Source organism: Actomonas spartinae, assembly GCF_051209155.1.
GTDB lineage: Bacteria > Verrucomicrobiota > Verrucomicrobiia > Opitutales > Opitutaceae > Actomonas.
In genome coordinates this window covers 700,450-724,848 of record NZ_JBPJGB010000002.1, presented here as the reverse complement: position 1 = coordinate 724,848, position 24,399 = coordinate 700,450, and the positions used below count along the sequence as shown (strand labels likewise).

Below are 24,399 nucleotides of genomic sequence, written 5' to 3'. Positions count from 1 at the left end.
TTCGTAAACCCCCGCCCGCCGGGCTGTCACTTGGCGACGGCCCACATCGCTTCCTGCGAACGCAATGCTCCACCTGACGCATGCGCGGTCCGGATGGCGGGTTCCAGGTCACGCACCAAGGGGACGGCGGTCACCGCGGCCGGATCCGCGCCCCAATCGACGAGCGCGGGATCAAAGTCCATGATGGTGCCCACCTCGTGCAACGATTCGATGAAAGCGGTATGCCGAGCGGCCATGGCCGGCGTGCAAACCCGCGCGGTGGGGTCCTCCAGCCGCTGCAGGACCGCTGCGAGCATGTGCTGCCGGGCCCCTTCCACGGAAAGCAGGCGACGGGTGCACTTTTGGCCGGCATGGTCCTGATACCAGCTCTCCTGCTCGTAGCTCCAGCAGGCCACGCCCCCCGTTCCGCGAATTTCGATGACGGGCTCGATCGTGGTGCGACAGGCATGGCTGGCGCCGAACCAAAGCTCAATGCCGTTGGCCGTGCGTGAACGCACCACTCCGGTATCGAAACTCTCGATCGCATGAGCACGGTAGAGTTCGGCCTCGACGATCTCCGCCGCCGCGACGCTATCGCGTCCTCGGTCGGAGAAATATAGGCTCAACATCACAAAGTGCGCAAAGGCGTTGCTCAACGGAGAGTCCAAGACCGGCGCCCCTTCGGAAAACAGGTGTCCGGCCCAGTTGTTGCGCAGGAAATACTGGCGCGCACGGGGCCAGAGTCCGAGAAAACGCACCGACTCGATCGAGCCGATCACCCCCTGCCCCAGCTGGTCCTTCAACCATTGGGTGCCCGGTTCGTAAAAGTCCTGGAATCCGACCGCCACAAATCGGTTTGTCTCGGCGGCAACCGCTTCGATCTCACGCACTTCAGCCATCGAAGCGCAAAGGGGTTTTTCCACCAACACATTGGCCCCGCAGCGCAAGGCCGCGATGGTCATGCGGGAATGCCAATGAATGCCCGTCGGCACCATGCACAGGTCCAAGCGACCGGCTTCCGTCGCCAGCATGACCTCGTAGTCGGCGTAAATGCGACAGTCCTGGGACTGCAACCAACACATCGTCTCCGGCTCTTCCTCCGGATTGATGACCACCGCCGCCACCAATTTCAGGCGACCCTGTGTCTGGCATTCCTGCAGCAATTGCAGGTAAATGCGCCCATAACCCGAGACTCCGATGAGAGCCACTCGCGGACACGTGGAAGAGGAGGATGACATGGAAGGGAGAGCGTCCCGCAAATCACTCCAGCCGCGTGCTGCGACGCTTAAGCAGGATCGATATGCAGGGGAAAAGTTCGACCGAAGGGGGGTTAAGACGCGGCCAGCCGAATGGGGGAAAGAGAAATACCGCGCTGACAAGGGGCGCGTCGGCGCGAGGAACTGGCGCACGTTAGGATCGGTGTGAACAGATGCCATGCGCCCCATTTTTTGACAGTCAGAGCAAACCCACATAGCTTCGCCATCGCCGCGACAGAACAGGACGTTTTGATCTCGCGCATGCCCCTCCCCTGTTGCCCCACGGCGCGGCGGCACACCCGCTGCAGTCGGGTCGTGCTCTGCCTTCACCTCATCGGCGCCATGCTGGCCGCCGCCCCGCCGGAGACCACGCGCCCTTGGACCCGTTGGTGGTGGCCGGGCAACGCGGTGACGGAAGCCGGCATCACCACTCAACTCGAAGCCTTCGCGGCCGCTGGTTTGGGCGGGGTTGAAATCACTCCGATCTACGGCGCCCAAGGGGCGGAGGATCTCTACCGTCCGTTCCTATCGCCAGGCTGGCAGCAGGCGATCGCCCACACGCTGCGCGAAGCCGAGCGTTTGGGGCTTGGGGTCGACATGGCCACCGGCACCGGCTGGCCTTTCGGCGGACCGTGGGTGAATCCCACGGACGGTTCCCAACGACCAACCCTTTCTGATGCCGGTCAACTGATCGGCACGTCCACTGGAATGATGGTCAAACGCGCCGGCCCCGGCGGCGAAGGCCTCGTGATCGACCCCTTTTCCACGGCCGCCCTCACCCGCTACCTCTCTCCCATCTCCGACGCCCTTGCCGCGGTGCCGGAGTCCGCCGGTCTGCGCGCGCAGTTTCACGACTCCTTCGAATACTATGGCGCCGGTTGGACGCCGGACATCGGCGCGACTTTCACCGCCATGCACGGTTACGAGCTGGCGCCCTACGCCGCCGCTCTGCTCGGCAAAGACGTGCTGCCGCCCGACGAACTGGCCCGGCTCCGCGCGGACTACCGCGCGACCCTCGGGGCGCTGCATCTCCAGTATTTGAATACATGGACCAAGTGGTCGCACGCGCGCGGTTGGATCACCCGCAACCAATCCCACGGTGCCCCGGCCAACCTGCTGGACCTCTACGGCGCGGTCGACATCCCCGAAACCGAGACTTTCGGCTCCACCCCCTTTCCTATTCCCGGCCTGCGACGCAGCGCGGCGGAAGTTCGCGGCAACGAAGATCTGCCGGAGCCGTTGATGATGAAGATGGCTTCCTCGGCGGCGCACGTGACGGGCCGCCCGCTGGTTTCGAGCGAGACCTGCACCTGGTTGCGCGAACATTGGAAGGTATCGTTGGCGATGGCCAAGCCCGAGATCGACCGCCTGTTCGTCAACGGCATCAACCACCTCTTTTACCACGGCACGGTCTACTCCCCGCCCGAGGCGCCATGGCCGGGCTGGCTGTTCTACGCGTCCACCCAGTTCAACCCCAACAACCCATGGTGGACGGATTTCGCTGCCCTCAATGCCTATGTGACGCGCGTCCAAGAAGTCCTGCAGGCCGGTGAACCCGATGGCGAGGTGCTGCTCTACTGGCCGCATGCGGACGTCATTCACCGCGCCGACGGCGACCTCGTGCAACTCCTCACGGTGCACCACGTCGACTGGCTCACGCAGTCACCCTGCGGCCAAACCGCGCGCGAACTCACCGCCGCCGGCATCCAGTTCGATTACATCTCCGACGCCCAACTCGCGGCCACGACGGTCACGCCCGCGGGTGAGCTGCAAACACCCGGCCAGACCTATCGGACGATCGTGGTGCCGCTCGTGACCCACTTCCCGCTGACCACCCTCCGCCAACTTCTCGATCTCGCCGCCCGCGGCGCGCAGATTCGGTTTCAGGCGCCACCGACCGACGTGCCCGGATTCGGCCGCTTGGAGGAGCGTCGGGCGGAGCTGGCGGCTTTGCTCCAGACCGACGCTTTCCGGTCACTGCATTCCGACGAAGCTCTGGTGACCTGGCTCAACGATCGCGGCGTGCGCGCAGAGCCCATGGCGGCCAACGGCCTGGAATTCATCCGCCGCCGCAACGCCGACGGTTGGAGCTACTTTGTGACCAACCTCACCGCCGACGACTTCGACGGCTGGCTCCCGCTGTCGGTCCCGGCCGAGCACATCATCGTGAACGACCCGCTTGGTCGCGTTGGCACGCCGCCGCAGAAAACAAGGGCCGACGGCTGCGCAACCCGACTCCAGCTCGCGGCGGGGCAATCCATTCTGATCCACGCCTACCGCGCGATGCCGCGCGCCACCCCACCCGACTGGCCGGCGGCAACACCGGCGGCCGATCCGATTCCGCTTAGCGGCGAGTGGACGCTGACATTCCTGCGGGGAGGCCCGACGCTCCCGGCTTCGGCCACCTTCAGCGACCTGACCGACTGGACCACTCTTGACGATCCCGAAGTCAAACGCTTCGCCGGCACCGCCCGCTACGCCCTCCGCTTTGATCTGCCCGAAGTATCGGCTGATACGATCGCCTGGTCGCTCGATCTCGGCGACGTGCGCGAGAGCGCGCGAGTAAGCCTCAACGGTCGCCTCGTCGGCACGTCCTGGTCTCTACCCCATCGTCTGATCGTCGGCGAAAGCCTGCGGCCCGGCCCCAACTTGCTCGAGATCGAGGTCACCAACCTCGCGGCCAACCGCATCCGGGACCTGGACCGGCGCGGCGTCGAGTGGCGCATCATGCGCGAAATCAACTTCGTCAACATCCGCTACCAACCGTTCAACGCCGCCGAATGGCCGCTCACACCATCCGGACTGCTCGGCCCCGTCACGCTCACCCCGCTTCGCCTCGCCCCATGATCTTACCACGCCCCGTCTTCCCCCTTGCCGTCATGACCCTGCTTTTGTCGACCACCCGCGCGGCCCCGCCGGCCGACGGCACCGAGTTCGCGCTCTGGCCCGACGGGGTGCCGGGGCAACACGTCGATGCCACGCCCGAAGTCTGGCAGAACGGCAGCGTCAGCAACGTCCACACCCCCACCCTCACCTACTGCGCCCCGGCCGTCGACCGACCGACCGGCACCGCCGTGATTGTGTGCCCAGGCGGTGGATACAGATTTCTTTCCTTTGAACGCGAAGGTTGGCAATACGCCCGCTGGCTTTCCAACCAGGGGATCACGGTCTTCATCCTGAAAAGTCGCCTCCAGGAATACGGACACCCCTATCCGCTGCAGGATGTCCTCCAAGCGATCCGCACCGTGCGCCGCCAGGCCGAATCCTTCGGCATCAATCCGGATCGCATCGGCGTCATGGGCAGTTCCGCCGGCGGCCATCTCGCGGCCTCCGCCTCGACCTTGTTTGACCATGCCGACGGCCGCACCGGCAACTCGATCGACACCGTGAGCGCGCGGCCCGACTTCGCCATCCTCATGTATCCCGTCATTTCGATGGCCGACGGCGTCACGCACGAGGGCTCCCGGCACAACATCACCCGCGATGACCCCGCCCTGCGCACCCTGCTCTCGCTGGAGAATCGGGTCAGCGCCGCCACCCCACCCACCCTCATCGTCCATACGCAGGATGACGGCAGCGTGCCCGTGGCCAACGCCCTGCGCTACTACGCAGCGCTGAGTGAGGCCGGAGTTTCCGGCGAACTCTACATCTTCCAGCACGGTCCCCACGGCATGGCGCTCAAGCCGGGATTGGGCACCGCCTCCGACTGGCCCGACCGCGCCCGCGAATGGCTGCGCGACCGCGGACTCCTCACTCGCTGAACGGACACCAGCCGAACGAACCGTCAGATTCCGCTATCGGGTGCGAACCCATGACCGGGCGACAGCATGGGAATACCCATGTTGTCCTTTCGCTCCTGCCTCGCTCTTTTATGCGCCAGCCTGACTGGCCTTTGCCTCAGCGCCCAACCCATGGTCGAACGCCTTTCGCGCGGCGTCACCGCCGTGCATCAGCCGGACGGCTCGGTCTTCGTCTCCTGGCGCTTGCTGGCCGACGATCCGACCGGTGTTGCCTTCAACCTCTACCGCGAAACCGGTCCGAGCCCCGACCGTCCGACCTCCGGTCCTTTCGCCTCGCGTCCTGATCCGCGCGCCGGCGTTCACCGGGTCAACGCCACCCCGCTGACCGCCGGCACTTGGCTGGTTGATCGTGATGCCTCATTGTATCGGGATACCCGATACACCGTGCGACCGGTGATCAACGGCGTCGAGGGCGCCGCCAGCGGCGCGTTTTTCCTCGCCGCGGGCGCCGCGCCCCTGCCCTACCACGCGGTGCCCATCAACACCCCCGCCGGTTACACCCCCAACGATGCGTCGCTCGGTGATCTCGATGGGGACGGGGACTACGAAATCATTCTCAAGCAGGAGCAGCGGCCGATGGACAACTCCCGGGCCGGCCTCACCGGCCAAACCCTGCTGCAGGCCTACCGCCTCGACGGCACGCAACTCTGGACCATCAACCTCGGCCGCAACATCCGCGAAGGCGCGCACTACACCATGTTCATGGTGGCCGATCTCGACGGCGACGGCCGCGCCGAAGTCGCCTGCAAGACCGCCGATGGCACGGTCGACGGCACCGGCCGCGTGATCGGCGACCCGGAGGCCGATTGGCGCGAAGGCGGCGAAGCCACGGTGCCTTCGCCGGATCGCTCCGGGGCTGAAGTGACGCCCAACGGCTTCCGCGCCCGCCTGGAAGGCCGCATCGTGCGCGGTCCGGAATACCTCACCGTCTTCGACGGCCAAACCGGCGCGGCATTGGCGACCGTCGACTACATTCCCGGTCGCCATCCGGAGACCAACGACCCCACCCCCGAACAAATGGCCGCAATCTGGGGCGACGGCTACGCCAACCGCTCGGATCGTTTTCTGGCCGGTGTCGCCTACCTCGACGGCCACCTCCCCTCGCTGCTCTTTTGCCGCGGTTACTACACGCGTTCCGTGATCGCCGCCTGGGACTTCCGCGACGGCCAACTCACTTCGCGCTGGGTCTTCGACAGCGACAAGCATGGCCCGGCCGGTCGGGGCAACCCATGGCGCGGCCAGGGCAACCACCAGCTCTCGGTGGCCGATGTCGATGGCGACGGCCGGCAGGAAGTGATCTACGGCGCCATGGTGGTCGATGACGACGGCACGGGTCTGTATTCCACCGGCTGGGGCCATGGCGACGCCCTGCACGTTTCGGACTTCGACTGGACCAATCCAGGTCTCGAGGTGCACGACATTCAGGAACGCTTCGACGCCGAAGGCATGAGTCTGCGCGACGCCCGCACCGGCAAACCCCTGTTCCTGCTGCCCTCCGTGAAGGCTGCCGAGTCCGGGGGCGACAAAGGTGAGGGACCGGGCCGCGGCAACGCCTTCAACATCGATCCGCGATTCGCCGGAGCCGAGATGTGGGCGGCCGGTGCCGGGGTGGACGGCCTCTTCGCCGCCGATGGCACCCTGATCCTGGAAAAACGCCCGCGCGGTTTCCCGGTCAACTTCGGCATCTGGTGGGATGGCGACCTGCTGCGCGAGCTGCTCGACGGCAACCGCATTGTGAAATGGAACTGGGAGACCCACACCATCGAACCGCTGCTCGTCGCCCACGGCGCGACGTCCAACAACGGCACCAAAGCCACCCCGGCCGTCAGCGCCGACCTGTGGGGCGACTGGCGCGAAGAAGTCATCTGGCGCGCGCGCGACAACTCCGAGCTCCGAATTTACACCAGCACGATCCCGACCGACACGCGCCTGATCACGCTCATGCAGGATCCGCAGTATCGCATGGCGGTGGCGTGGCAGAACACCGCCTACAACCAGCCGCCGCACCCGAGCTTCGCACTCGATCCCTCGCTGCCGTTGCCGCCGTCGCCGGCGGTGACGTATCCGAAAAACTGATTCGATCCGGAGACAAAAGAAAAGCCGGGGTCGAGGACCCCGGCTTCGGAAGATTGAAGACGTGCGTGGCTTACTCGACCTCGTAGGCCTCGACGATCACGTTGCCCGTGCCGCCATTGGCGCCGGCGACGACCACCGAATAACCGCCCGGCGGCAGACGCACCAGCACCGCGGCGTCGAGCGAGTTGTCGGCGGAAAACTGGAACGCCCCCGTGCTGGCAAAGGCGGCCTTGAGCTCGGCCGTGCCACTCCAGTTGTCATTGCTGGCCACGGTGAAGCTTTGGCCGAGCGGCACGACGCGCAGACGCGGGTCGGCCATGCGGCCGGTGACACCGTAGGCTTCGAGCGAAGGACCGACCACGCGGATGAGCATCGTCTTGGCGCCGGTGCCCGAAATCACGAATCCCGGGGTGAGCGCGTCGGCGCCGGTGCCACTGAAACCGAGCGCGGATACGTTCACGAGACGCTGGGGACTGTTAAGGTCCGGGTCATAGACCTCGGCGATGGCCAGACCCGCTTCACCGGCAGTCAGGTTTTTGACGCGCACGGAGTAGCCGTTGCTGTTGGCCGCGTTGGGCAGCGGCAGCGACTTGAGCAAGGCGGCATCGGCACCACCCTCGACCAGCGGGAAGGCACCCAGAGAGGACGAAACCGTGCGAATCTCGGCCGCGTTGGACTGACTCCCCCAGTCGTCGCTGGTTTCAACGACAGTGGCGCTGCCCTGGGGAATGACTTCGAAGCTGGGGTTCGTGATGTAACCGGTCTGGCCAAAGTCCTCCATGAGGGTGGGACCGACCGCACGAACGAGGAGCTGCTTCGCCCCACTGCCGCCGAGCACAAAACCGGGAGTGAGTTCCCCGCCGGCGGCGATGCGGCCGCGAGTGGAGAGGTTGGCGAGGCGGCTGCTACCGCCCGTGGTGGTGAGAAGCGCGGCCTCGGATTCCAGCGTGGTGTCGCCGTTGGTCACCCGCACGAAGTAGGCGCCCATATCGGCATTCTGCACGTTGTTGTCGGTGTAGGTCGCGCCGGTCGCACCGGCAATGGCCTGCGGACCCGACATACCGGAGCGATAAAAATACCACTGGTAGGTATTGGTGCCGGATGCGGCGGGAGCGGTCACCGACAGGGTCGCGGAACCGCCAACCGCGACGGATTGGTCCTCGGGCTGCGCGCTGATCACGAGCCCGCCGGAGGAAAAGGTGAACGACCCCTCGATTCGATCACCGCTGCTCGTCTCAGCCGCAACGGTGACGGTGGCGTCACCCGCCACGCCTGGGGTGAGCGTGAGGGTGGAACCCTCAACCGCTACCGAGACAACGGCAGCATTTGAACTCGTCGCACTGAAGGTAAGCACGGCCTCATCGTCATTGGATGACGGATACACCGGAATATCCTTCACGGTGAAGACCTTCACGAAGTTGTTCGTGGTGAAGACACCACCGGAGTAGAAACGCAGCGGAATGCTTTGGAAGGTGAGGTTGTATTGAAAATAATCGATCAACGCGATTTGGTCCAAGACCTTCATGCCGGAGCCAACAACCTTCCCAAACACGGAATAACCGCCGTCGTTCTCCACGCCGAGGATCTCGCTGTTGTCGTTCACATTGAAGAACCAGCTGGTGTTGGCTGAGTTGGGCTGTCCGCCGATACGCGCCATGGCGATCGTGCCACGAGCATTGGGGATGCTGATCTCCAAGGGCACATTGCCAAAGTCTTCGATGGGTTGAGGATCATCCACGTTGGAGAATTCGCCGCCTTGGACGATATTGCTGTAGAAATCTTCGTCGGAGAAATCGACCGCCCGATGAATGATGGTGTTGTCGTAATATCCGGCTCGGGTCAGCGCCAGAAAGTTAGCCGCATTTTGCGGGGCCAGATCCTCAAGCACCTCTATGTCGACCTTGCCGAAGGTCATGTCGAAACGGACAAAGGTCGAACGGGCCGTGTTGAGGCCAAAATGGCCGGTCAGGTCGAGATCGACGGTCGGGCCGCCTACCTGACCCGAAAGGTTGGGCAATGACGCCGAAACCACCGGAACCGCCCCAGTGGGCAGCGGGAGATCCTGGGCAAACAAGCCGCCAGCGGCGGCGAGGGAAAGAAGGAGAGAACGAAACAGGGGGCGGGTCATGGAGGGCAAAAGAGACCACCGTTGGCGGACTTGGTGCCGCCGCAAGGTCTGTTTTGCCCAAATTGCCCGTCCGCCCCGCTCAGTCGACCTCGTAGGCTTCGACAATCACGTTACCGGTGGTGTCGTTTGCGCCCTTCACCACCACAGAGTAGCCGCCGGGCGGCAGACGCACCAATACGACGGCGTCGAGCGATGCGTCGGACTGCAGACTGAACGCCCCGGTCGATGCGAATGCGGCCTTGAGCTCCGGGGTGCCTCCCCAGTTATCGTTGCTCGCGACCACAAAATTCTGGCTAATCGGGATCACACTCAACCGGGGATCGGCCATGACTCCAGTGACACCGAAATCGGTCAGGGACGGACCCACCACGCGAATGAGCATCGTCTTGGCAGCGGTGCCGGAGATGACGAAACCGGGCACCAGGGCATCAGCGCCGTTGCCGCTGAAACCGAGCGCAGAGACATTCACGAGCCGCTGCGAGCTGGTCAGATCGGGATCATAGACCTCCGCAATCGCCAAACCGGATTCGCCGGCAACCCGATTCACCATTCGCACGGAGTAGCCCTTCGTGCCGGCGGCGTTGGGGAGCGGCAAAGACTTCAGTAGCGTGGCGTCGGCGGAGCCTTCGAGTAGCGCAAACGCGCCGACCGCGCTGGCGGTATCGCGAATGGCGGCGGGATTGCTTTCGTCGCCCCAGTTATCGCTGCTCTCCACCGCGGTCGAACCGCCCAGCGGGATGACCTCCATGAAAGGATCGGAGATGTATCCCTGTTGGTTGAACGGGGGAGCCGTCAACGTCGGGCCGATGGAACGCACGAGCAGTTGCTTGTTGCCGGTGCCGCCAAGAACGAAGCCCGGTTTCAATTCACCGCCGGCGGCAATGCGTCCACGCGTGGAGAGATTGGCGAGTCGGCTGCTGCCACCGGACAGCGTCACCAGAACGGCCTGGGAATCGACCGACTGGGTGCCGTTGGTGACCCGCACGAAGTATGCCCCCATGTCGGACGCCTGCACGTTGCTGTCCGTGTAAGTGGCGCTGGTCGCTCCACTGATCGCCTGCGGTGCGGGCAGGCCGGAACGGTGGAAGAACCACTGGTAAGTATTGCCGGTCGCGGTGGAAACACCGACCGAAAGGGTCACGCTCGCCCCGGCGTCGACGTCGCGGCTGGATGGTTGCTGAACCACCGTCAGCTCACCCGAACTCACCTGATTGACGGTCAAGGTCGCCGCATTCGAAGTCGCGCTGCCCTCGCTGTTGGTCGCCACCACGGTGTAGGAACCGGCGTCGGTGGTGCCGACACTCGTGAGGCTCAAGGTTGCCGCGGTCGCTCCGCCAATGTTCACGCCGTCCTTGCGCCACTGAAAGGTGGGAGTTGGATCGCCGGAGGCGGCGGCGGTGAAATTGACATTAGCCCCCTCATCCACGGTCTGCGACACCGGTTGCGTAGTGAAGGATGGCGCGGTCCCCGCCGCGGCGCCGATGTGAATGGAATAAGTGAAGGACGGTGTGCCACCGAGATCGGTTTTATTGGGTCCTTTCCACGCTCGCACCGTGAGATCAAAATTACCGGCTACCGTGGGAGTCCCGGTTATCGTGACCACGCTAGCGTTGACCGTGTCTCCGGTGAGGCCCGACACCGTTAGGCCCTCGGGAATCGTTCCGGTAATCTGGTAGGAGGCCGCGACCGCCGGGGCGCCAACGACCGCGAACCCTCCGGTGAAGGGCTCACCCACCGTCCCATTGGCCGGGTTGCCGTCGGCGCCGGGAGCCGGATCGATTTCAGTGGCCCCAGCCACCGTCTGCACGGCTCCCATCGCCGCAACGACACCCAGCGTGCCTTTTAGGACCGAGCTGATCGAGGACGTAAGCACGAACTCGGTCGAGACCACGGCCCGCACCAGCGGCGTCCGCTGCAGTAGGAACACGAGCAGGGCGCCGGGCACATGTAGCCAGCGAAAGCGAAAGTAGAGCAAAGTCAGGGAATGCATGGGGTAGAGATATAAGTGGTTTCGATGGGGGTTAGTTGCAGCCGCAGCCGGAGGCGCCGACGCCTTTGCCGCCGGCCGAAGCCTCGCGCGAAAAATAGATGTGTTCCGACATCGTCTCGTGCAGCGGATCGCGATCGGGCCGCATGGTGTAGTCGGCCAGCAGCTCGCGCTCCCAGGGTTGCACGGTTTGACACCCCGTCAGCCCGAGGCCGGCGCCGAGCAGGGTCAGGGAGAGGAGCAGGAGTCGAAAACGGGGAGACTTCATGGGGTTCATTCTTTCAGCAATCGGGTGATTTCGGCGCGCAGTTCATCGACCGTCGAGTCGCCGTGAAATCCGGTGTGGACCGATCGCAGACGACCATCGCGACCGAAGAGGTAACTGGTGGGCATGGCCGGCGGGGAAAGCGTCGCGACCAACGATTGTTTGGCGTCATGCACCGTGGCAAAGGAGGCATCGAGCCGCTCAATGAACTTCGCATAGGCGGAGGCCTTGCGATCGACACTCACGGCAAGGATCACGAACCCATCCGGGCCGAGTTCGGCCTGCAGCGTGTTGAAGGCCGGGAACGACGCCTTGCACGGCGCACACCACGAGGCCCACACGTCGACCAGCACGACCTTGCCCCGCAGATCCGGCACCTCACCGGAAAGCTCATACGCCGAAAAATCCGGGAGGGGGTCACCGGGGGCGAGGGCGGCGGAAGCGGCGGTCGCCACGAGGACCGCGGCGAAGGCTCCGGCCAGGCGGCGCCAGGAGGACGATTTAAGAGACCACATGATGAAAAAATCCCCGGGTTTGGTGTTTGGCGTGAGCCGAGACCATGCAGCCTTCGGCTCCCATCGTTTGTTGAATCAACTCCAGTCCGCGATCGGGCCCTTCGACAAAAGCCGCCGTCGCGAGCATTCCCGCCTGCAGACAACTCGTGGCCACCACCGTGACCTGGCGCAGACCATTGGCCACCGGTCGACCGTTGCGCGGGTCGAGGATGTGCCCGTAGCGCTGGCCATCGATGACAAAACCACGCTGGTAATCGCCGGAGCTGGCAACCGCGAGATTGCTGAGCCCGATACTGCCCCACATCGCGCCGGGTTGGTTGGGATCCTCCAGCCCCACATGCCAAGCCGGACGGCCCGGCGGCGTGCCGGCAACGCGGATGTCGTGACCGAAATCCACCAACACATTGGCGATGCCATGCTGACCGGCGAGCTGGGTCACGGTGTCGACCGCCAGCTCCTTGCCCCAACCGCCGAAGTCGAGCGACATGCCCGCGCGCGGCAGGCGCACGCGACCCATTTCGCGTTCGACTTTCGACCACCCCACCAGCGCGAGCACCTCGTCGACGCGCTCGGGCGGCGGCAAAGTGGGCTTGGGTTGATGATAGTCCCACAGGCGCGCCAGCGGCCCCGCGGTGGAGTCGACGATGCCGCGCGTCATGAAATGCACCATGCCCGCCATCTCGAGCATACGCTCCATCTCGGCGTCGATTTCGATCCACTCGCCGTTGCCGGCGGCGAGGTTGATGCGACCAACGATACTGTCGTCGCGAAAGCGCGTGTAGCGCGCCTCGAAGTTTTGCACCCAGGTCTGCACCGCGTGCTCATACGCCGCGCCCGCCGCCGCGTCGGTGGTCGCATACTGCACAAAACAACGCGTGCCCATCGCGCGAAAATCGAGTCGCCGCAGTGGCACGTCACCTGGGGTCATCGTCGCTTGGGCCCCGGCGGCACCGTCCTGGCGAGACGCGGGCTGGATCATCGCCATAACCGCACCCCCACCGTAAAGACATCGGCATCGACGTAGGCGCTTCGCGGCGTGACGCCATCGCGCCCCTCCATCAGGTAGCGCTCCACCGTCGCATCGACCTCGCACCAATCAGTGATCTTCCACAGCACCTTCAATCCGACCATCCAGGTGTTCATGCCGGAAAGCCGATAGTCGGACGAATAGTAGGGGGCCTGCCCCGTCGCCACATTCTCCGGCACAATCGACGTGCCCGTGAACGTGACCCGGTAAAAATCGGCGGCGGATTGTTGGTAATAACGCACCGCCGGTCGCACAATCAGCCGTTCGCCGAAACGCTGAAACCAGGCCGCTTCAAGGGTGTGACTCGTCGTGCCGTAGGAATCATCGACCCAGCGATACGAGGTCTCGACCGCCGCGTTGAGCGGTTCGAAGGCGTGATTGAGGCGGAAATAACCGATCCACTTCTCTTTCGAGTCGGGGCGATTTTCCGGGAAAGTCAGATTGAGCTCCAGGCCCGGAATCACCTCGGTGCGCCGCTGCACGATCTTGTAGGGATCGGAGAGATAACCGCTCGCATAGCCGTAGCTTAAATTGGCCGTGAGCACCGTGCGTGGGCTCAGCACCTGGGTGATGCCGATGATCGCATCCTCGACCACTTTCCCGCGCGGGCCCGGCAGGACCGCAGCCGTCACGTCATCGTCGGCCCGCGCGTAGCCGAGGAGCAAGGTGGTGTTCTTTTGGTTGAAGTCCCATAGGCTGTTCAGGGACCAGACATCCGAAACGTAGTCGCTCTCGACGCTGCGACCGTAACCAGCGGTCAGAGTCACCCGCGCAAAGGGATGTGACACCTCCACCTGCGCCGCTTCACGACGGTCGGTGAGCGTGGAGAGCGGCACTTGCTCTGACCCCGCCGGCGGCGGCTGCCCGGAAGGAGTCGCGCCAGTGATGGTATCGACCAGCCCCACCAGCTTCAGTTTGGTTTCGTTGGATAACGTCGTCTCCGCCTGCGCGTAGTGCGCGTCGACCCGAACTCGGCCGTCGTCCTCCTGCCAGGATTGAAACTTGTAATACAGGCTATCCTCCGCCCGCGCCGAACGTTGAGGGAGCAGGAGGCTGAGCATCCAAGCCAAACAAAGGACACGCAAACGGCTGGAGGCGGCCGCGAATCGCGAAACTGGGGTAAACATAGTGATTTGGGAAAGCCGGGTCAAAACGTGCATCTACCCGCTTTGACCACAAAAGAGACAATCACTGGCAAAAAAGTTCCCCGTGAAGATCGAAGAAATTTGGGTTCTCAGACCGACAGTCGTTGGAAGCTCTCGCGACTCGTGCGCAGCAAGCCCACGAAGCCCTTCTCGCCCAAGGCGGTTTGAAGATGTTGCTGGGCTCGTTCCCAAAAGGGCGTCCCGTCCGCCAGCAACTGCAGCCCGGCCGGCGTGATGGAGACCTCACGCCGACGCCGATCCTGGCCCACGGAGACGCGGAGCAGTTTTCGCGCGACCAAGGGCTGCAGCGATCGCGACAGCGCCGATCGGTCGAGCGACACCGCCTCCGCCAGCTCCTGCATGGTGGCCGAGCCCACGATGCGAGCGGTGAGCAAAATGACGAACTGCCCCGAACTCACCTTCACCCCCGCCAAGGCTTCGTCGTAGACCTGCGTCACCAGGCGCGCCGTGCGCCGCACGTTGAAGCACGCGCAGACCTCGGCCGCGGCGCGACACTGGGCCGCCGTGGGAGCGAGATCATCGGCAATGGGAGCGGACGAAGGCATGGCTGCTCAAGAAGACTCAGGGATTCTGGATCTCAACCGAGGAAACCAACAACTGCGCGTTGAGCAAGGAGGTGTCACTGCGCACTGAATACAGTCGGAAACGCTCGATGCTGATGTAGGGCGCCCGCTGCGAGAGCGCTTCATAAAACTGCAGGAGGTTGCTCCACGGCACGCGCGTGAGCGTGAGTTCGACCTGGTGCACGGAAAACTGCGCGGTCTGCTGCGTGCCGATGACATTGGAGCGCAGGGTCGAAGCGATGCCGGCCTGGTTGGCGAGGGTGTTCATCTCAGCCGAGAGACGCACGCTGTTGTAGGTGCGCGAGCTGTCGAGGTCCTCGACCGCCGCGCGCGCTTCGGCCTCGATGCGCTCTCGATCGGCCAACCACTGCGACTGAGTGCCCAGGGTGCCGCTGGTCATCTTTACCTCGTAAATCGAATCGCGCAGGCGTTCGCTCAGGTCGCTCGACCACAGGACTGCGGCGGCGACGAGAAAGGCCAGCAACAGGATCTTTTCCCGCGCGAGTTTGCCCATGAACCACGCTCTCACGACGACACCTCCCCTTCCCCATCGGTCGCGGCGACATCCTCGGCCACCGGTGCTTCCGGCGCGCGCGTGTCGAAGGCATTGGGCGAAAAGGTCACCCGCAGCGTCAGTGTGGAGCGACCGCCGCGGGCGTTGAGTCCGAGCGATTCCACGTTCTCCGTGGCATCGAGGGCCTGGAGCTGGTTGATGTAGACATCCACATCGGCCTGATTGTCGGTCTCGGCCTCGATTTCCATGGTGTAAAGTCCCGTCGCCTCGGTCTCGATGAAGATGATGCTCTCGGGCCGCGGACCATCCACCAGCGCGATCATTTCGAAGGGCCGCAGGCGTTGGGTGCGCAGCTCCTCGATGCGGCTGGCGAGACGTTGGGCGGTTTCAATTTCGTTCACCACGGGAGTCTGTGCGGCGATCTGGGCGCGCCGGCCTTTCTGCCAGAGTTCGAGGCCAAAGAGCGTCGCTTCGCTCAGCGCCGAAAGCAGCAGCACCAACGCCGCGGCCACCAGCGTGCGCCACATCCAGGTGTCACGCACCCGCGCCCGACGGCGGGCGGTCAACTCGTCCTGATCACGCACATCGAGGCGTTGGGCGTCGTTGAGGCTGAGTTCGTGTTTGGCGGCGCCCCGCTGGATTTCGAGCTCGTCGTCGCCGGGCTGACCGGGATCGACCACCAGGTCGTCGATGTCCTGCACCGAGCGACTGCCCCCGGCAGCTTTGATGAGTTGCTCGCGGGCGGCGCGCAGCTCCGCTTCGGTGGCTTCATCGGAAAGTTCAATCGAGCGCACCTGGGTCGGCACGCCGGTGGCGTCGCCGAAGTGCAGGGCCGTCAGTCCCTCCTCGCTACGCAGCAACCAGGTGGTCGCCGGCGCCGGAGCGTCGCCCGCCAGCAGCGCGGCGAAACGCGGCGCCACCCATTCGGCCTCCGCCCAGTCTTCGGTCGCGTCCGCCATGAAGCGTTTTTTGTAGGCGGCGAAAACCAGTGCCCGGTCGCAGTCGGGGCGGCTCCAATACCCCCAATACAGTTGCGCGAGCGGGAACGGGGCCATGCCCTCGAGCGCGAGCTCGATCTGGTCGCGCTCACTGCCCGCCTCGGCATCACGGGAGAGCGGCACCGAACGGACGAAGAAGCGGTGATCGGGCAGCAGCACGACCGACCGCGGGCGCGTCTTGAAGACCGAAAGGCGTGAGGAAAGGGAGGGCATGTCAGGACTCCGGGCTGGCGGAAGCATCCGCCAAGAGCGGCGGGGCATCAATCTCGCGAATCTCCAGCAGTGTAAAGGGATACTCGATGTCTTGGATTTTTGATTCGTCGCCTTCGGCCGCCGCAAGTTCCGCGGCCGAGTAGCGCTGCCCGTCGCTCGAGTCGGCGCCGGCGGAGTCTTCCGCGGCCTCCGAATCGGCCGCCGCGCGCTGAGCGTCGGACACCTTGCGGGGCAAGGGATCGAGGGCCGGCAGGCGCGCACCGCCGTTGGGCGAGATCACGGCGTTGAGCCGGTAGGAGGACTTGCCCTGCGTCACCGTGATGATCACCCGCAGGGCCTGGATCTCGACCCCGAAATCCGCGGAACCCGCGCCTTCGCCGAGCACCCCCTTGAGCTCGTCAGTCGAACTGAAATACCCCTGCCCCCGGCCGCGATAAAGGCCGTCGCCACTGCGGTAGTCGGCCATCAACTCCTGCTGATTTTCATCGTAACGGCCGATCGCCGCGAGCACTTGGCCCGGCGCGGAATTCACGTTGATGCTGCTGTAATTATACAACGACACCGCCGCCATGAACCGTCGACCGAGCTCGTTGGGCAGGCCATTGTCGTCGAACCACTCGTCGCGGATGACGTCGATCGCGCGCAATTCGCCGAAGCTGAGGAGCGGGCGTTCCGGCGGCACGAAGGGCAGCGAATCGCGTTCGTAGTCCTCGGCCTCCGGCGCATTGAAGGAGCGCGGCTCGTAGTCTTCGCTCATCCAGCCCATGAGGGCGTCGGCCCAAAGCTCGGCCTCGTCCTCGGTGCGGTTCCAGTTGATGAAGAGGTCGAAGAGTTTTTGGAAATCCAACTGGCCGACGGAGATCTTGCCGCTCTCGTCTTCAAAGATCACCTCGACTTCCATGCCATCCGGCGGCTCGTAACCGATCCATTCCAGGGGTTGCGCCCAGCCTTCCGCCGGACTGTGCAGGCCGCCGATCACCTCCTGAAAATCGACCAGCACGGCGAGGGTGGTCTCAAGCGCGGAATAGGCTTCCTGGCGCAGTCGCAGGCGATCGGCGTCGCGCACGTAGACCATGAGGTCGGTGCTGGCGCGTTCGATGAAAACGAGCAACGCCGTGGTCGCGAAAACGATCGTCACGAGCACCACGATGAGCACGGAGGCACGCTGACGGATGCGAGACTGCAGCGTGGTCTTCAAAACGACGGCAGTCCTTTCCCCACCATCGGCAGGCGCACCACCGTTTCGACGGTCTGGTCGCGATAGCTAAACGTCAGCCGCAGTCGCGACGGCGTTTCCAGTTCGCGATCCTCACCGTGTTGCAGTTCCTCCTCGGTCTCCCAGCGGTTGAACTCCGGATCGTAATAATCATAGGAGAGCTTCGTCACCAGCGGCGTGAGGACGAGCTCGCGCGGCGCCTCGGTATCGAAGTCCTCCTCCAGCGCCGACTGCCAATACAGCACCAGCCCTTCGTCGCGTCGCACTTCCAGGGCGCACCACACATCGGGCAGCGGTCGCTCCGGCCAGTCGAGCAGGCGGCTGCCTTCGCGCAGTCCGAAGGTGATCAGATCCGCCCGCCGGCCGAACTCCACTTCGACTTCCGCCGCCGCCACGGCCGACTGCCCCGGCGCCGCCGAGGGCGGCAGACTCGCGCCACGCAACTCCTGCTCCAGGAAACGGGTGACCGCCCGCACATGTTGATCAAAGAGCCGCCAATCGCGTCCCCGCCCCCACAACTCACTCATCGAAAACACAAAGGTGTTCAGGCCGATGATCACCAAGGTCACGAGCGCCAGCGCCACCATCAGTTCGATGAGGGTCATGCCCCGCCGGGCCACATCGCGTCGTCGACTCATCGGCGTGCCTCCCGATCGCGCAGATACTCCTCGATGCGTTTGCGAGATTCCTCCCGCAATTTGTCCCGATCCGCATCCTCCGACCAGGTCGGGCGCAGGAGGCGAAACTGCTCCTGCACAACCTCGTCCTCCTCGCCCAAGCCGTGTTGCACGACGACCTCGAAACGCACCTCAAACAGGTCCGAAACCTCCGTCGGTTCGACGGAAGCCTTCCACTCGACGGTGCGCCCGTCCGCCGTCTCGAAATCGCCGCCCTCCTCCACCTGATCCAGATCGGCGATGTGAAACAGGATCTCCCGTGCAAAGGCGACATCGGCGCTGGAGCGCGTGGAGAGCGCAGCGTGCTTGTAGCCCTGCAACACGTTCACGTAGGCACCGCCCAAAACGACGGCGGACAAGGTGACGATCACGAGTGCCGCCAACACTTCGATGAGCGTGAAACCGTGGACTGCGCTGCGCCGGCTCATCGCTTATCCTCGTTGCGCAGCACGGGCGCACAGGTCCAGGGATCGATTTCCAACACCAGCGGTTGTTCGCCGGGCACCAGCAACTGCGCCCGAAACGGCGAGCAAGTGCCGTCGCCAAAAAAGCGCACGCCCTTGAGCGTTCCGGCCTCCAGCAGCTGCCCGCCGATCATGATGGTCCGCTCGCCCTTGTTCAGGCTGAGGAACTCGAGCTCGAAATCGGTTTCCTCCGGCACCGGGATGTCACGGGAGCCGAGTGCGGTGACCGCGCGGAACACATGTTCCTCGTTGTCGAAACTCAGCCAGACCTCGGTCTCGTGCAGCAGGGCAAACTCCCGCGCCTTGGCGATCGCTTCCCACACCACGTCCTCGGGCAGAACCTTGCGGTCGCGCAGCAGTTGCGACGCCCCGACCGCCAGCACCGATGCCAACAGGCCGACCAAGGCGATCACCACCATGATCTCCAACAGCGTGAAGGCACGGACTGCCGGTCGAACCAAAAAAGCCTGAGCGCGGGTCAACATACGGGCAGCGTCAAACCCACGGGGTTTGAACCGGGCAGGACCAACGAAAACAGGCGGCGAGAGTCATGAAACGGGCAGTAAGTTCCGAGCATTTGCCCCTGTCGAGACAACCCTCGACCGGACATACCCCACTACGACGCGCGGCCGTCACTAAAGTTTCACCGACCCGATCGGCCAGGAACCGACGCAGCCCCGACTCAAGGCAACTGCATCACTTGCGAACCGGCCGCGAGAAAAGCGCCCGCGCCATATTCCTGCCAGGTTGTCGCGTCGTATTCATCGGGCGCAAAGCCGATGGGTTGCACCCAACCCAGCCGACCTGCCTCATCGACGCATTGAAGCAGCGCCGCCCAGGCGCGTTCGACCGCCGGACGAGCGGTGGCGGCGTCGAGCAAGCCGTGACGAATACCCCACGCGAGGGCGTAGCAGAAGAACGCACTGCCGCTGGCTTCGCCATGCGCGGTGTCCGAGCGCAGGAGATTCGCCCGCCACAGGCCGTCGGTTGGCTGCAATGCGATGAGGCGCCGCGCCATGTCCCGGAACAGGGTTTCATACTGCGCACGAGTCGGGTAATCGGCCGGCAACACATCGAGCAATCGCGCCAACCCGGCGAGCACCCAACCGTTGCCACGGCTCCAGAATACCTTCTCGCCGTCCGCCGGAGGAAGGAAGCGTTTGTCACGGTAGAAGAGGGCCTCGTCCTCGTCGTAGAGGAAGGCTTTCACGTCCCAATACCAAGCGTCCAGGGCCGCAAAATAACGATCGTCGCCGGTCGCCACGGCCAGCTTCGCCAAGGTCGGGGGCGCCATGTAGAGCGCATCGCACCACCACCAGAGCTCACGGCCGGGTTTCGGTTCATGGAGCAACTGGTCAAAGTTATTGCGGAGCGACGCAACCTGCGCGGGCGCGGGATGCAGGGCGTCGAGTTCGAGGTAGGTTTGCCCGATCACATAGTCATCGGCGTGCTCCAATCGCGGCCCCAAGGCCCAGCCATTCGCTACTGCTCGTTGTTGCGCGTAATCCAGATAGGCCTCATCGCCCGTAGCGCGGTAGGCCTCCATCACGCCGGTCAAAAACGCGCCGTGCACCCAACCGCGCGGTCCCCAACGGTGGTCGATCGGGTGGTCCGTCGACCACAGGTGGTCCACCTGCCAATCGAAGACGCGCCGCATGGTCGCCGGGGTGGGCTCCGCTCCGCTGGTGAGGGTGATCAGACTTTGCAGGGCGAAAACGGCGAGCAGACGCGGGGGTATCATGGCAGGTATAAAAATTCATATTTGAAGTTCCGTTTCAATTAAGAATTTAAATCTGCCAGATTTTCGATTCCGGTTCCTCCGCGCCATTCGCGCAAAACCCCCTGCTTTCCCATGTCTACCCCCCGTTATCGCCCCATATTGGGGCCGTTTTGTTGTAAATCCGTCCTTTGGGCTGTCGGGCTGCTGACCAGTCTCGGGCAGATTGCGGCCGCCAATCCGACCGTCCCGGCTCCACGCGATTGGGCGGCCCAGACCACCTTGCGCGAGGGTTGGGAAGTGGTGCGCGGGGATTTGGGCGGGGTCTGGGAAAGCCTGCGCAGCGACAATCGCGCATTGCAGCTCCCAGTTTGGACGCCGGTCACCCTGCCCCACTCGATCAATGCCACCGACGCGGTCGACCCGGATCAGCCCTACCACCAAGGGCCGGCGTGGTATCGCACCGCGCTGGAAATCAACAACCCGCATCCCGACGGCCGCACGCTCCTGCATTTCGAGGGTGTGGGACAACGCGCACAGATCTGGATCGGCGACCAACTCGTCGCCAGCCACGAGGGGGGCTACGATGAATTTACGGTCGATATCACGGCGGCGGTCGCCGCCTACCGGGCTTCGGCGCTGCCGGACCTGCCGGCGTCCGAATACCGCGTGCCGGCCGGTCGCATCCCGCTCACCGTGCGCGCCGACAATTCGCGCCAACTCGAGGCCATCCCGTCGGATCTGAGCGACTTCAACCTCTACGGCGGCATCTATCGGCCGGTGCATCTGGTCTACCTGCCGGCGGCCGGACTGACCCGCGTGCACGCCGCCCCCACGTTCGACGCCGATTCCGGCACCTGGTCACTCGCGGTCAGCGTGCGTTTCATCGCCGAGGCGACGGCAGCACACGCCATCACCCTGCGCGTCACCGCGCCGGATGGCACCGGGGCGATCGAGGTCGCCACTCGGCTGACTCCCACAGCGGAGGCGCAGAGCTTACCGACAATGACGTTGCCCGACGTGCTCCGCTGGTCCCCCGAATCCCCAAATCTCTACGGACTTGAGGTGACCGCCACCGCTCCGGACGGCGCGACCAGCCGGGTGTGGACGCGTTTCGGCCTGCGCACCTTTGAGTTTGTCGAGCACGGGCCTTTCAAACTGAACGGCGAACGCCTGCTGCTGCGCGGCACCCATCGCCATGAAGATCACGCCGGCCTCGCCGCGGCCATGTCCGACGAGCTCATGGAGCAGGAAATGCGGCTGATGAAGGCAATGGGCGTGAACTTCATTCGCCTCGGTCACTACCAACAATCACGCCGCATCCTCGAGCTGTGCGACGAGCTCGGCATCGTGGTGTGGGAAGAGATTCCCTGGTGCCGCGGCGGCTTGGGCGGCGAGGCCTACCAAACGCAGGCCAAGGCCATGCTGCGCGCCATCATCGACCAACATTTTAACCATCCCAGTGTGATCCTCTGGGGCCTGGGCAACGAGAACGATTGGCCCGGCGACTTCGCGGAATTCGACCAAGAGAAGATCCGCACCTTCATGCGCGAGTTGCACGACCTCTCCCACGAACTCGACCCCTCGCGTGTCACCGCCATCCGCCGCTGCGACTTCTGCAAGGACATCGTCGACGTCTATTCGCCCTCCATCTGGGCCGGCTGGTATCGTGGCAAATTCACCGAATACCAGGAGGTGTCGCGCAAGGAGATGGAACGCGTGCCCCACTTCCTCCACGTCGAGTGGGGCGGCGACAGTCACGCCGGGCGCCACGCGGAGGCCCCCTACATTCCGCTGCGTGACCTCGCCACCGCCGGCGCCGCCGATGAGCGCGGACTCGATTTCATGAGCGTAGGCGGCCAGGCCCGCGCCTCGCGCGACGGCGATTGGTCCGAGACCTACATCGCCGACCTCGTCGACTGGCACCTCAAGGAGCAGGAAAACATGCCCTGGCTCACCGGCACCGCCATGTGGCCCTTCAAGGATTTCTCCACCCCGCTACGGCCCGACAATCCCGTCCCGTTCGTGAATCAAAAGGGCGCGGTCGAACGCGATCTCACCCCCAAGGAAGTCTTCTACGTTTACCAGTCCTACTGGGCCACCGAACCGATGCTCCGGATCTACGGCCACAGCTGGCCCGTGCGCTGGGGCAAGGCCAAGTCCGAACGCTGGCTCAAGGTGTATTCAAACTGTGATGACGTCGAACTCTGGCTCAACGGCGATTCGCTCGGCCGGCGCACCCGCGACAGTCAGGACTTTCCCGCCGCTGGCCTGCGCTGGTCGGCCGCGTTCCGCGAAGGCATGAACCACGTGCGCGCCGTCGGCACCAAGGACGGTGTCACGCGCACCGACGAACTCACCTTCCGCTACGAAACCCGCGCCTGGGGCGCCCCGCATCACCTGCGCCTGCAGGAACTCCCCGCCACCGCCCCGGGCCGCGCCCGCGTGCAGGTCGAGCTGCTCGACGCCAACGGGGTGGTCTGCCTCGACCGCCGCGACTTCGTGCGCTGGAACCACGCCGGCGACGGCCGCCTCATCGCCGACCTCGGTCTTGCCCGCGCCGCCCGCCGCGTGCAATTCGCCAACGGCCGCGCCGAGATCGAACTCGAATTGCCCCCGGGGGGGCGCGCCGTCGTGAGCGCCGCCGCCGAGATCGATGGTGTGTCCAGCGCGCTGCTCACCGTCGAAGCCCCGGACATCCCGATGATCAACGGTATGCGCCCGTCCGACGCCCGGGACCTCGTCGGACGCATTGACCACGACCGCATCCTACGCCTGGCCGACGCGTCGCTCGCCGCCAAGCCAGTCAACTTTCGCTCCGTCCCCCTGCCCGCCTTTGCCCGCAAGGTCGGCGCCGAGCCCGGCGACTTCCTGAGCATGGGTGACTACTGGTGGCCCAATCCGGACACCGCCGATGGCCTGCCTTATGTGCGCCGCGACGGCGAGAGCAACCCCGACGCTTTCTCCGCCCATCGTCTGCTCATGCGCGAGATGCGCGATCACGTCGCCAACCTCGGCGCCGCCTACGTGCTCACCGGGGAGGACCGCTATGCCGCGGCCGCGGGCAAGCACTTGCGCGCGTTTTTCGTCGATCCGGCGACGCGCATGAATCCGCAACTCCGCTTTGCCCAGGCCATTCCCGGCGTCACACCCGGCCGCGGTATCGGCATCATCGATACGCTCCACCTCGCCGAGGTCGCGCTGGCCACCCGCGCCTTGCCCGCCAGTCCCACCGTCGACGCCACGCGCGCGTGGTTCGCCGACTACCTCGAATGGATGCTCACCTCCGAGAACGGGAAGGAAGAGGCCGCCACCCTCAACAATCACAGCGTCGCCTACTGGCTACAGGTTGCCGCATTCGCGACATTCACCGATGACACCGCCGTCCTGGACCGCGCGCGCACCGAATTTACGCAGGTGCTTCTCCCTAGCCAACTCGCGCCCGACGGTTCCTTTCCTCGCGAACTCGTCCGCACCAAGCCCTACGGTTACTCCATCTTTCAATTGGACAACGTTTGCCTGCTCGCCGAGCTGCTCAGCACGCCGGAACATCGCCTGTGGAGCTACGATTCTCCGGTGCGTGATGCGCTCGCGCAGGCTGTCTCGTTTCTTCAGCCCTACCTCGAGGATCGCGAAACGTGGCCCTACCTGCGGGATGTGGCCCACTTTACCCAGTGGCCCGTGCGCCAACCCGCGTTGTTGATCGGTGGTTATCGTCTTCGCCGCGGTGACTACATCATGCAGTGGAGCCGACTCGAGTCCGATCCGAGCAACCTCGAAGTGCGCCGAAACATGGCGGTCACGCAGCCGATCCTGTGGCTGTTGCCCTGAGACCGAC

At 64.6% G+C, this 24,399-nt stretch carries 19 protein-coding genes; 4 read left to right on the top strand and 15 right to left on the bottom strand.

The genetic code is table 11. From position 1 onward, the window contains the following. Positions 1 to 26: 26 nt before the first annotated feature. Entirely contained in the window at positions 27 to 1,217 is a 1,191-nt protein-coding gene (locus AC0MRV_RS10890) for a Gfo/Idh/MocA family protein (RefSeq protein ID WP_472764495.1), read from the bottom strand. Positions 1,218 to 1,496: 279 nt separating this feature from the next. On the opposite strand from AC0MRV_RS10890, the gene AC0MRV_RS10885 reads away from it, so the two are divergent. From AC0MRV_RS10885 to AC0MRV_RS10875, 3 genes are all read left to right on the top strand, one after another. After that, positions 1,497 to 4,082, top strand: coding sequence for a glycosyl hydrolase (locus tag AC0MRV_RS10885; RefSeq protein WP_472764494.1), 2,586 nt, complete (start codon positions 1,497 to 1,499; stop codon positions 4,080 to 4,082). Positions 4,083 to 4,114: 32 nt separating this feature from the next. Then, positions 4,115 to 4,996, top strand: coding sequence for an alpha/beta hydrolase (locus AC0MRV_RS10880; protein WP_472764493.1), 882 nt, complete (start codon positions 4,115 to 4,117; stop codon positions 4,994 to 4,996). A 78-nt stretch (positions 4,997 to 5,074) separates the two neighbouring features. Beyond that, complete coding sequence (locus AC0MRV_RS10875) at positions 5,075 to 7,111, top strand: rhamnogalacturonan lyase (protein WP_472764492.1); 2,037 nt, start codon at positions 5,075 to 5,077, stop codon at positions 7,109 to 7,111. Positions 7,112 to 7,181: 70 nt separating this feature from the next. Here the strand turns inward: AC0MRV_RS10875 and AC0MRV_RS10870 are convergent, their stop codons facing one another. The 14 genes from AC0MRV_RS10870 to AC0MRV_RS10805 all read right to left on the bottom strand — a co-directional run bounded on the left by AC0MRV_RS10870 (position 7,182) and on the right by AC0MRV_RS10805 (position 20,585). Next, complete coding sequence (locus AC0MRV_RS10870) at positions 7,182 to 9,239, bottom strand: peptidylprolyl isomerase (RefSeq protein WP_472764491.1); 2,058 nt, start codon at positions 9,237 to 9,239, stop codon at positions 7,182 to 7,184. Positions 9,240 to 9,318: 79 nt separating this feature from the next. Continuing rightward, positions 9,319 to 11,229, bottom strand: a complete 1,911-nt coding sequence (locus tag AC0MRV_RS10865) for an immunoglobulin domain-containing protein (protein ID WP_472764490.1) — start codon at positions 11,227 to 11,229, stop codon at positions 9,319 to 9,321. 31 nt (positions 11,230 to 11,260) lie between these two features. Further along, positions 11,261 to 11,494, bottom strand: a complete 234-nt coding sequence (locus AC0MRV_RS10860; RefSeq protein WP_472764489.1) for a DUF4266 domain-containing protein — start codon at positions 11,492 to 11,494, stop codon at positions 11,261 to 11,263. A 5-nt stretch (positions 11,495 to 11,499) separates the two neighbouring features. After that, the gene (locus AC0MRV_RS10855; RefSeq protein WP_472764488.1) at positions 11,500 to 12,006 is read right to left on the bottom strand and encodes a TlpA family protein disulfide reductase; all 507 of its coding nucleotides are present in this window, start codon (positions 12,004 to 12,006) and stop codon (positions 11,500 to 11,502) included. Then, entirely contained in the window at positions 11,993 to 12,889 is an 897-nt protein-coding gene (locus tag AC0MRV_RS10850) for an FAD:protein FMN transferase (protein ID WP_472764487.1), read from the bottom strand. The genes AC0MRV_RS10855 and AC0MRV_RS10850 overlap by 14 nt, the downstream gene beginning before the upstream one ends. 92 nt (positions 12,890 to 12,981) lie before the next feature. Continuing rightward, the gene (locus AC0MRV_RS10845; RefSeq protein ID WP_472764486.1) at positions 12,982 to 14,160 is read right to left on the bottom strand and encodes a DUF3570 domain-containing protein; all 1,179 of its coding nucleotides are present in this window, start codon (positions 14,158 to 14,160) and stop codon (positions 12,982 to 12,984) included. Positions 14,161 to 14,267: 107 nt separating this feature from the next. Continuing rightward, a complete protein-coding gene (locus AC0MRV_RS10840) occupies positions 14,268 to 14,744 on the bottom strand; it encodes a MarR family winged helix-turn-helix transcriptional regulator (protein WP_472764485.1) in 477 nt (158 codons plus the stop codon). Positions 14,745 to 14,760: 16 nt separating this feature from the next. Then, positions 14,761 to 15,276, bottom strand: a complete 516-nt coding sequence (locus AC0MRV_RS10835) for a hypothetical protein (protein ID WP_472764484.1) — start codon at positions 15,274 to 15,276, stop codon at positions 14,761 to 14,763. Positions 15,277 to 15,287: 11 nt separating this feature from the next. Further along, the gene (locus AC0MRV_RS10830) at positions 15,288 to 16,487 is read right to left on the bottom strand and encodes a hypothetical protein (protein WP_472764483.1); all 1,200 of its coding nucleotides are present in this window, start codon (positions 16,485 to 16,487) and stop codon (positions 15,288 to 15,290) included. 1 nt (position 16,488) lies between these two features. After that, positions 16,489 to 17,685 (bottom strand): type II secretion system minor pseudopilin, encoded by a 1,197-nt coding sequence (locus tag AC0MRV_RS10825; protein WP_472764482.1) that lies wholly within the window; start codon positions 17,683 to 17,685, stop codon positions 16,489 to 16,491. Beyond that, the gene (locus tag AC0MRV_RS10820) at positions 17,682 to 18,341 is read right to left on the bottom strand and encodes a PilW family protein (RefSeq protein ID WP_472764481.1); all 660 of its coding nucleotides are present in this window, start codon (positions 18,339 to 18,341) and stop codon (positions 17,682 to 17,684) included. The genes AC0MRV_RS10825 and AC0MRV_RS10820 overlap by 4 nt, the downstream gene beginning before the upstream one ends. Beyond that, on the bottom strand, positions 18,338 to 18,808 hold the full coding sequence (locus tag AC0MRV_RS10815) for a type IV pilus modification PilV family protein (protein WP_472764480.1): 471 nt from the start codon (positions 18,806 to 18,808) through the stop codon (positions 18,338 to 18,340). The genes AC0MRV_RS10820 and AC0MRV_RS10815 overlap by 4 nt, the downstream gene beginning before the upstream one ends. Beyond that, the gene (locus AC0MRV_RS10810) at positions 18,805 to 19,329 is read right to left on the bottom strand and encodes a pilus assembly FimT family protein (protein WP_472764479.1); all 525 of its coding nucleotides are present in this window, start codon (positions 19,327 to 19,329) and stop codon (positions 18,805 to 18,807) included. Before AC0MRV_RS10810 ends, AC0MRV_RS10815 begins: the two co-directional genes overlap by 4 nt. A 197-nt stretch (positions 19,330 to 19,526) precedes the next feature. Next, entirely contained in the window at positions 19,527 to 20,585 is a 1,059-nt protein-coding gene (locus AC0MRV_RS10805) for a glycoside hydrolase family 88/105 protein (RefSeq protein WP_472764478.1), read from the bottom strand. A 111-nt stretch (positions 20,586 to 20,696) separates the two neighbouring features. On the opposite strand from AC0MRV_RS10805, the gene AC0MRV_RS10800 reads away from it, so the two are divergent. Continuing rightward, positions 20,697 to 24,392 carry an alginate lyase family protein gene (locus AC0MRV_RS10800; protein WP_472764477.1) on the top strand — a complete coding sequence of 1,232 codons (3,696 nt, stop codon included), beginning with the start codon at positions 20,697 to 20,699 and terminating at the stop codon, positions 24,390 to 24,392. Positions 24,393 to 24,399: the final 7 nt, after the last annotated feature.

Excerpts from the sequence above, each read along its gene's own strand:
- AC0MRV_RS10890 (WP_472764495.1), bottom strand. The coding sequence starts at position 1,217 with ATGTCATCCTCCTCTTCCACGTGTCCGCGAGTGGCTCTCATCGGAGTC.
- AC0MRV_RS10885 (WP_472764494.1), top strand. The coding sequence starts at position 1,497 with ATGCCCCTCCCCTGTTGCCCCACGGCGCGGCGGCACACCCGCTGCAGT.
- AC0MRV_RS10880 (WP_472764493.1), top strand. The coding sequence starts at position 4,115 with ATGACCCTGCTTTTGTCGACCACCCGCGCGGCCCCGCCGGCCGACGGC.
- AC0MRV_RS10875 (WP_472764492.1), top strand. The coding sequence starts at position 5,075 with ATGTTGTCCTTTCGCTCCTGCCTCGCTCTTTTATGCGCCAGCCTGACT.
- AC0MRV_RS10870 (WP_472764491.1), bottom strand. The coding sequence starts at position 9,239 with ATGACCCGCCCCCTGTTTCGTTCTCTCCTTCTTTCCCTCGCCGCCGCT.
- AC0MRV_RS10865 (WP_472764490.1), bottom strand. The coding sequence starts at position 11,229 with ATGCATTCCCTGACTTTGCTCTACTTTCGCTTTCGCTGGCTACATGTG.
- AC0MRV_RS10860 (WP_472764489.1), bottom strand. The coding sequence starts at position 11,494 with ATGAAGTCTCCCCGTTTTCGACTCCTGCTCCTCTCCCTGACCCTGCTC.
- AC0MRV_RS10855 (WP_472764488.1), bottom strand. The coding sequence starts at position 12,006 with ATGTGGTCTCTTAAATCGTCCTCCTGGCGCCGCCTGGCCGGAGCCTTC.
- AC0MRV_RS10850 (WP_472764487.1), bottom strand. The coding sequence starts at position 12,889 with ATGGGCACGCGTTGTTTTGTGCAGTATGCGACCACCGACGCGGCGGCG.
- AC0MRV_RS10845 (WP_472764486.1), bottom strand. The coding sequence starts at position 14,160 with ATGTTTACCCCAGTTTCGCGATTCGCGGCCGCCTCCAGCCGTTTGCGT.
- AC0MRV_RS10840 (WP_472764485.1), bottom strand. The coding sequence starts at position 14,744 with ATGCCTTCGTCCGCTCCCATTGCCGATGATCTCGCTCCCACGGCGGCC.
- AC0MRV_RS10835 (WP_472764484.1), bottom strand. The coding sequence starts at position 15,276 with ATGGGCAAACTCGCGCGGGAAAAGATCCTGTTGCTGGCCTTTCTCGTC.
- AC0MRV_RS10830 (WP_472764483.1), bottom strand. The coding sequence starts at position 16,487 with ATGCCCTCCCTTTCCTCACGCCTTTCGGTCTTCAAGACGCGCCCGCGG.
- AC0MRV_RS10820 (WP_472764481.1), bottom strand. The coding sequence starts at position 18,341 with ATGAGTCGACGACGCGATGTGGCCCGGCGGGGCATGACCCTCATCGAA.
- AC0MRV_RS10815 (WP_472764480.1), bottom strand. The coding sequence starts at position 18,808 with ATGAGCCGGCGCAGCGCAGTCCACGGTTTCACGCTCATCGAAGTGTTG.
- AC0MRV_RS10810 (WP_472764479.1), bottom strand. The coding sequence starts at position 19,329 with ATGTTGACCCGCGCTCAGGCTTTTTTGGTTCGACCGGCAGTCCGTGCC.
- AC0MRV_RS10805 (WP_472764478.1), bottom strand. The coding sequence starts at position 20,585 with ATGATACCCCCGCGTCTGCTCGCCGTTTTCGCCCTGCAAAGTCTGATC.
- AC0MRV_RS10800 (WP_472764477.1), top strand. The coding sequence starts at position 20,697 with ATGTCTACCCCCCGTTATCGCCCCATATTGGGGCCGTTTTGTTGTAAA.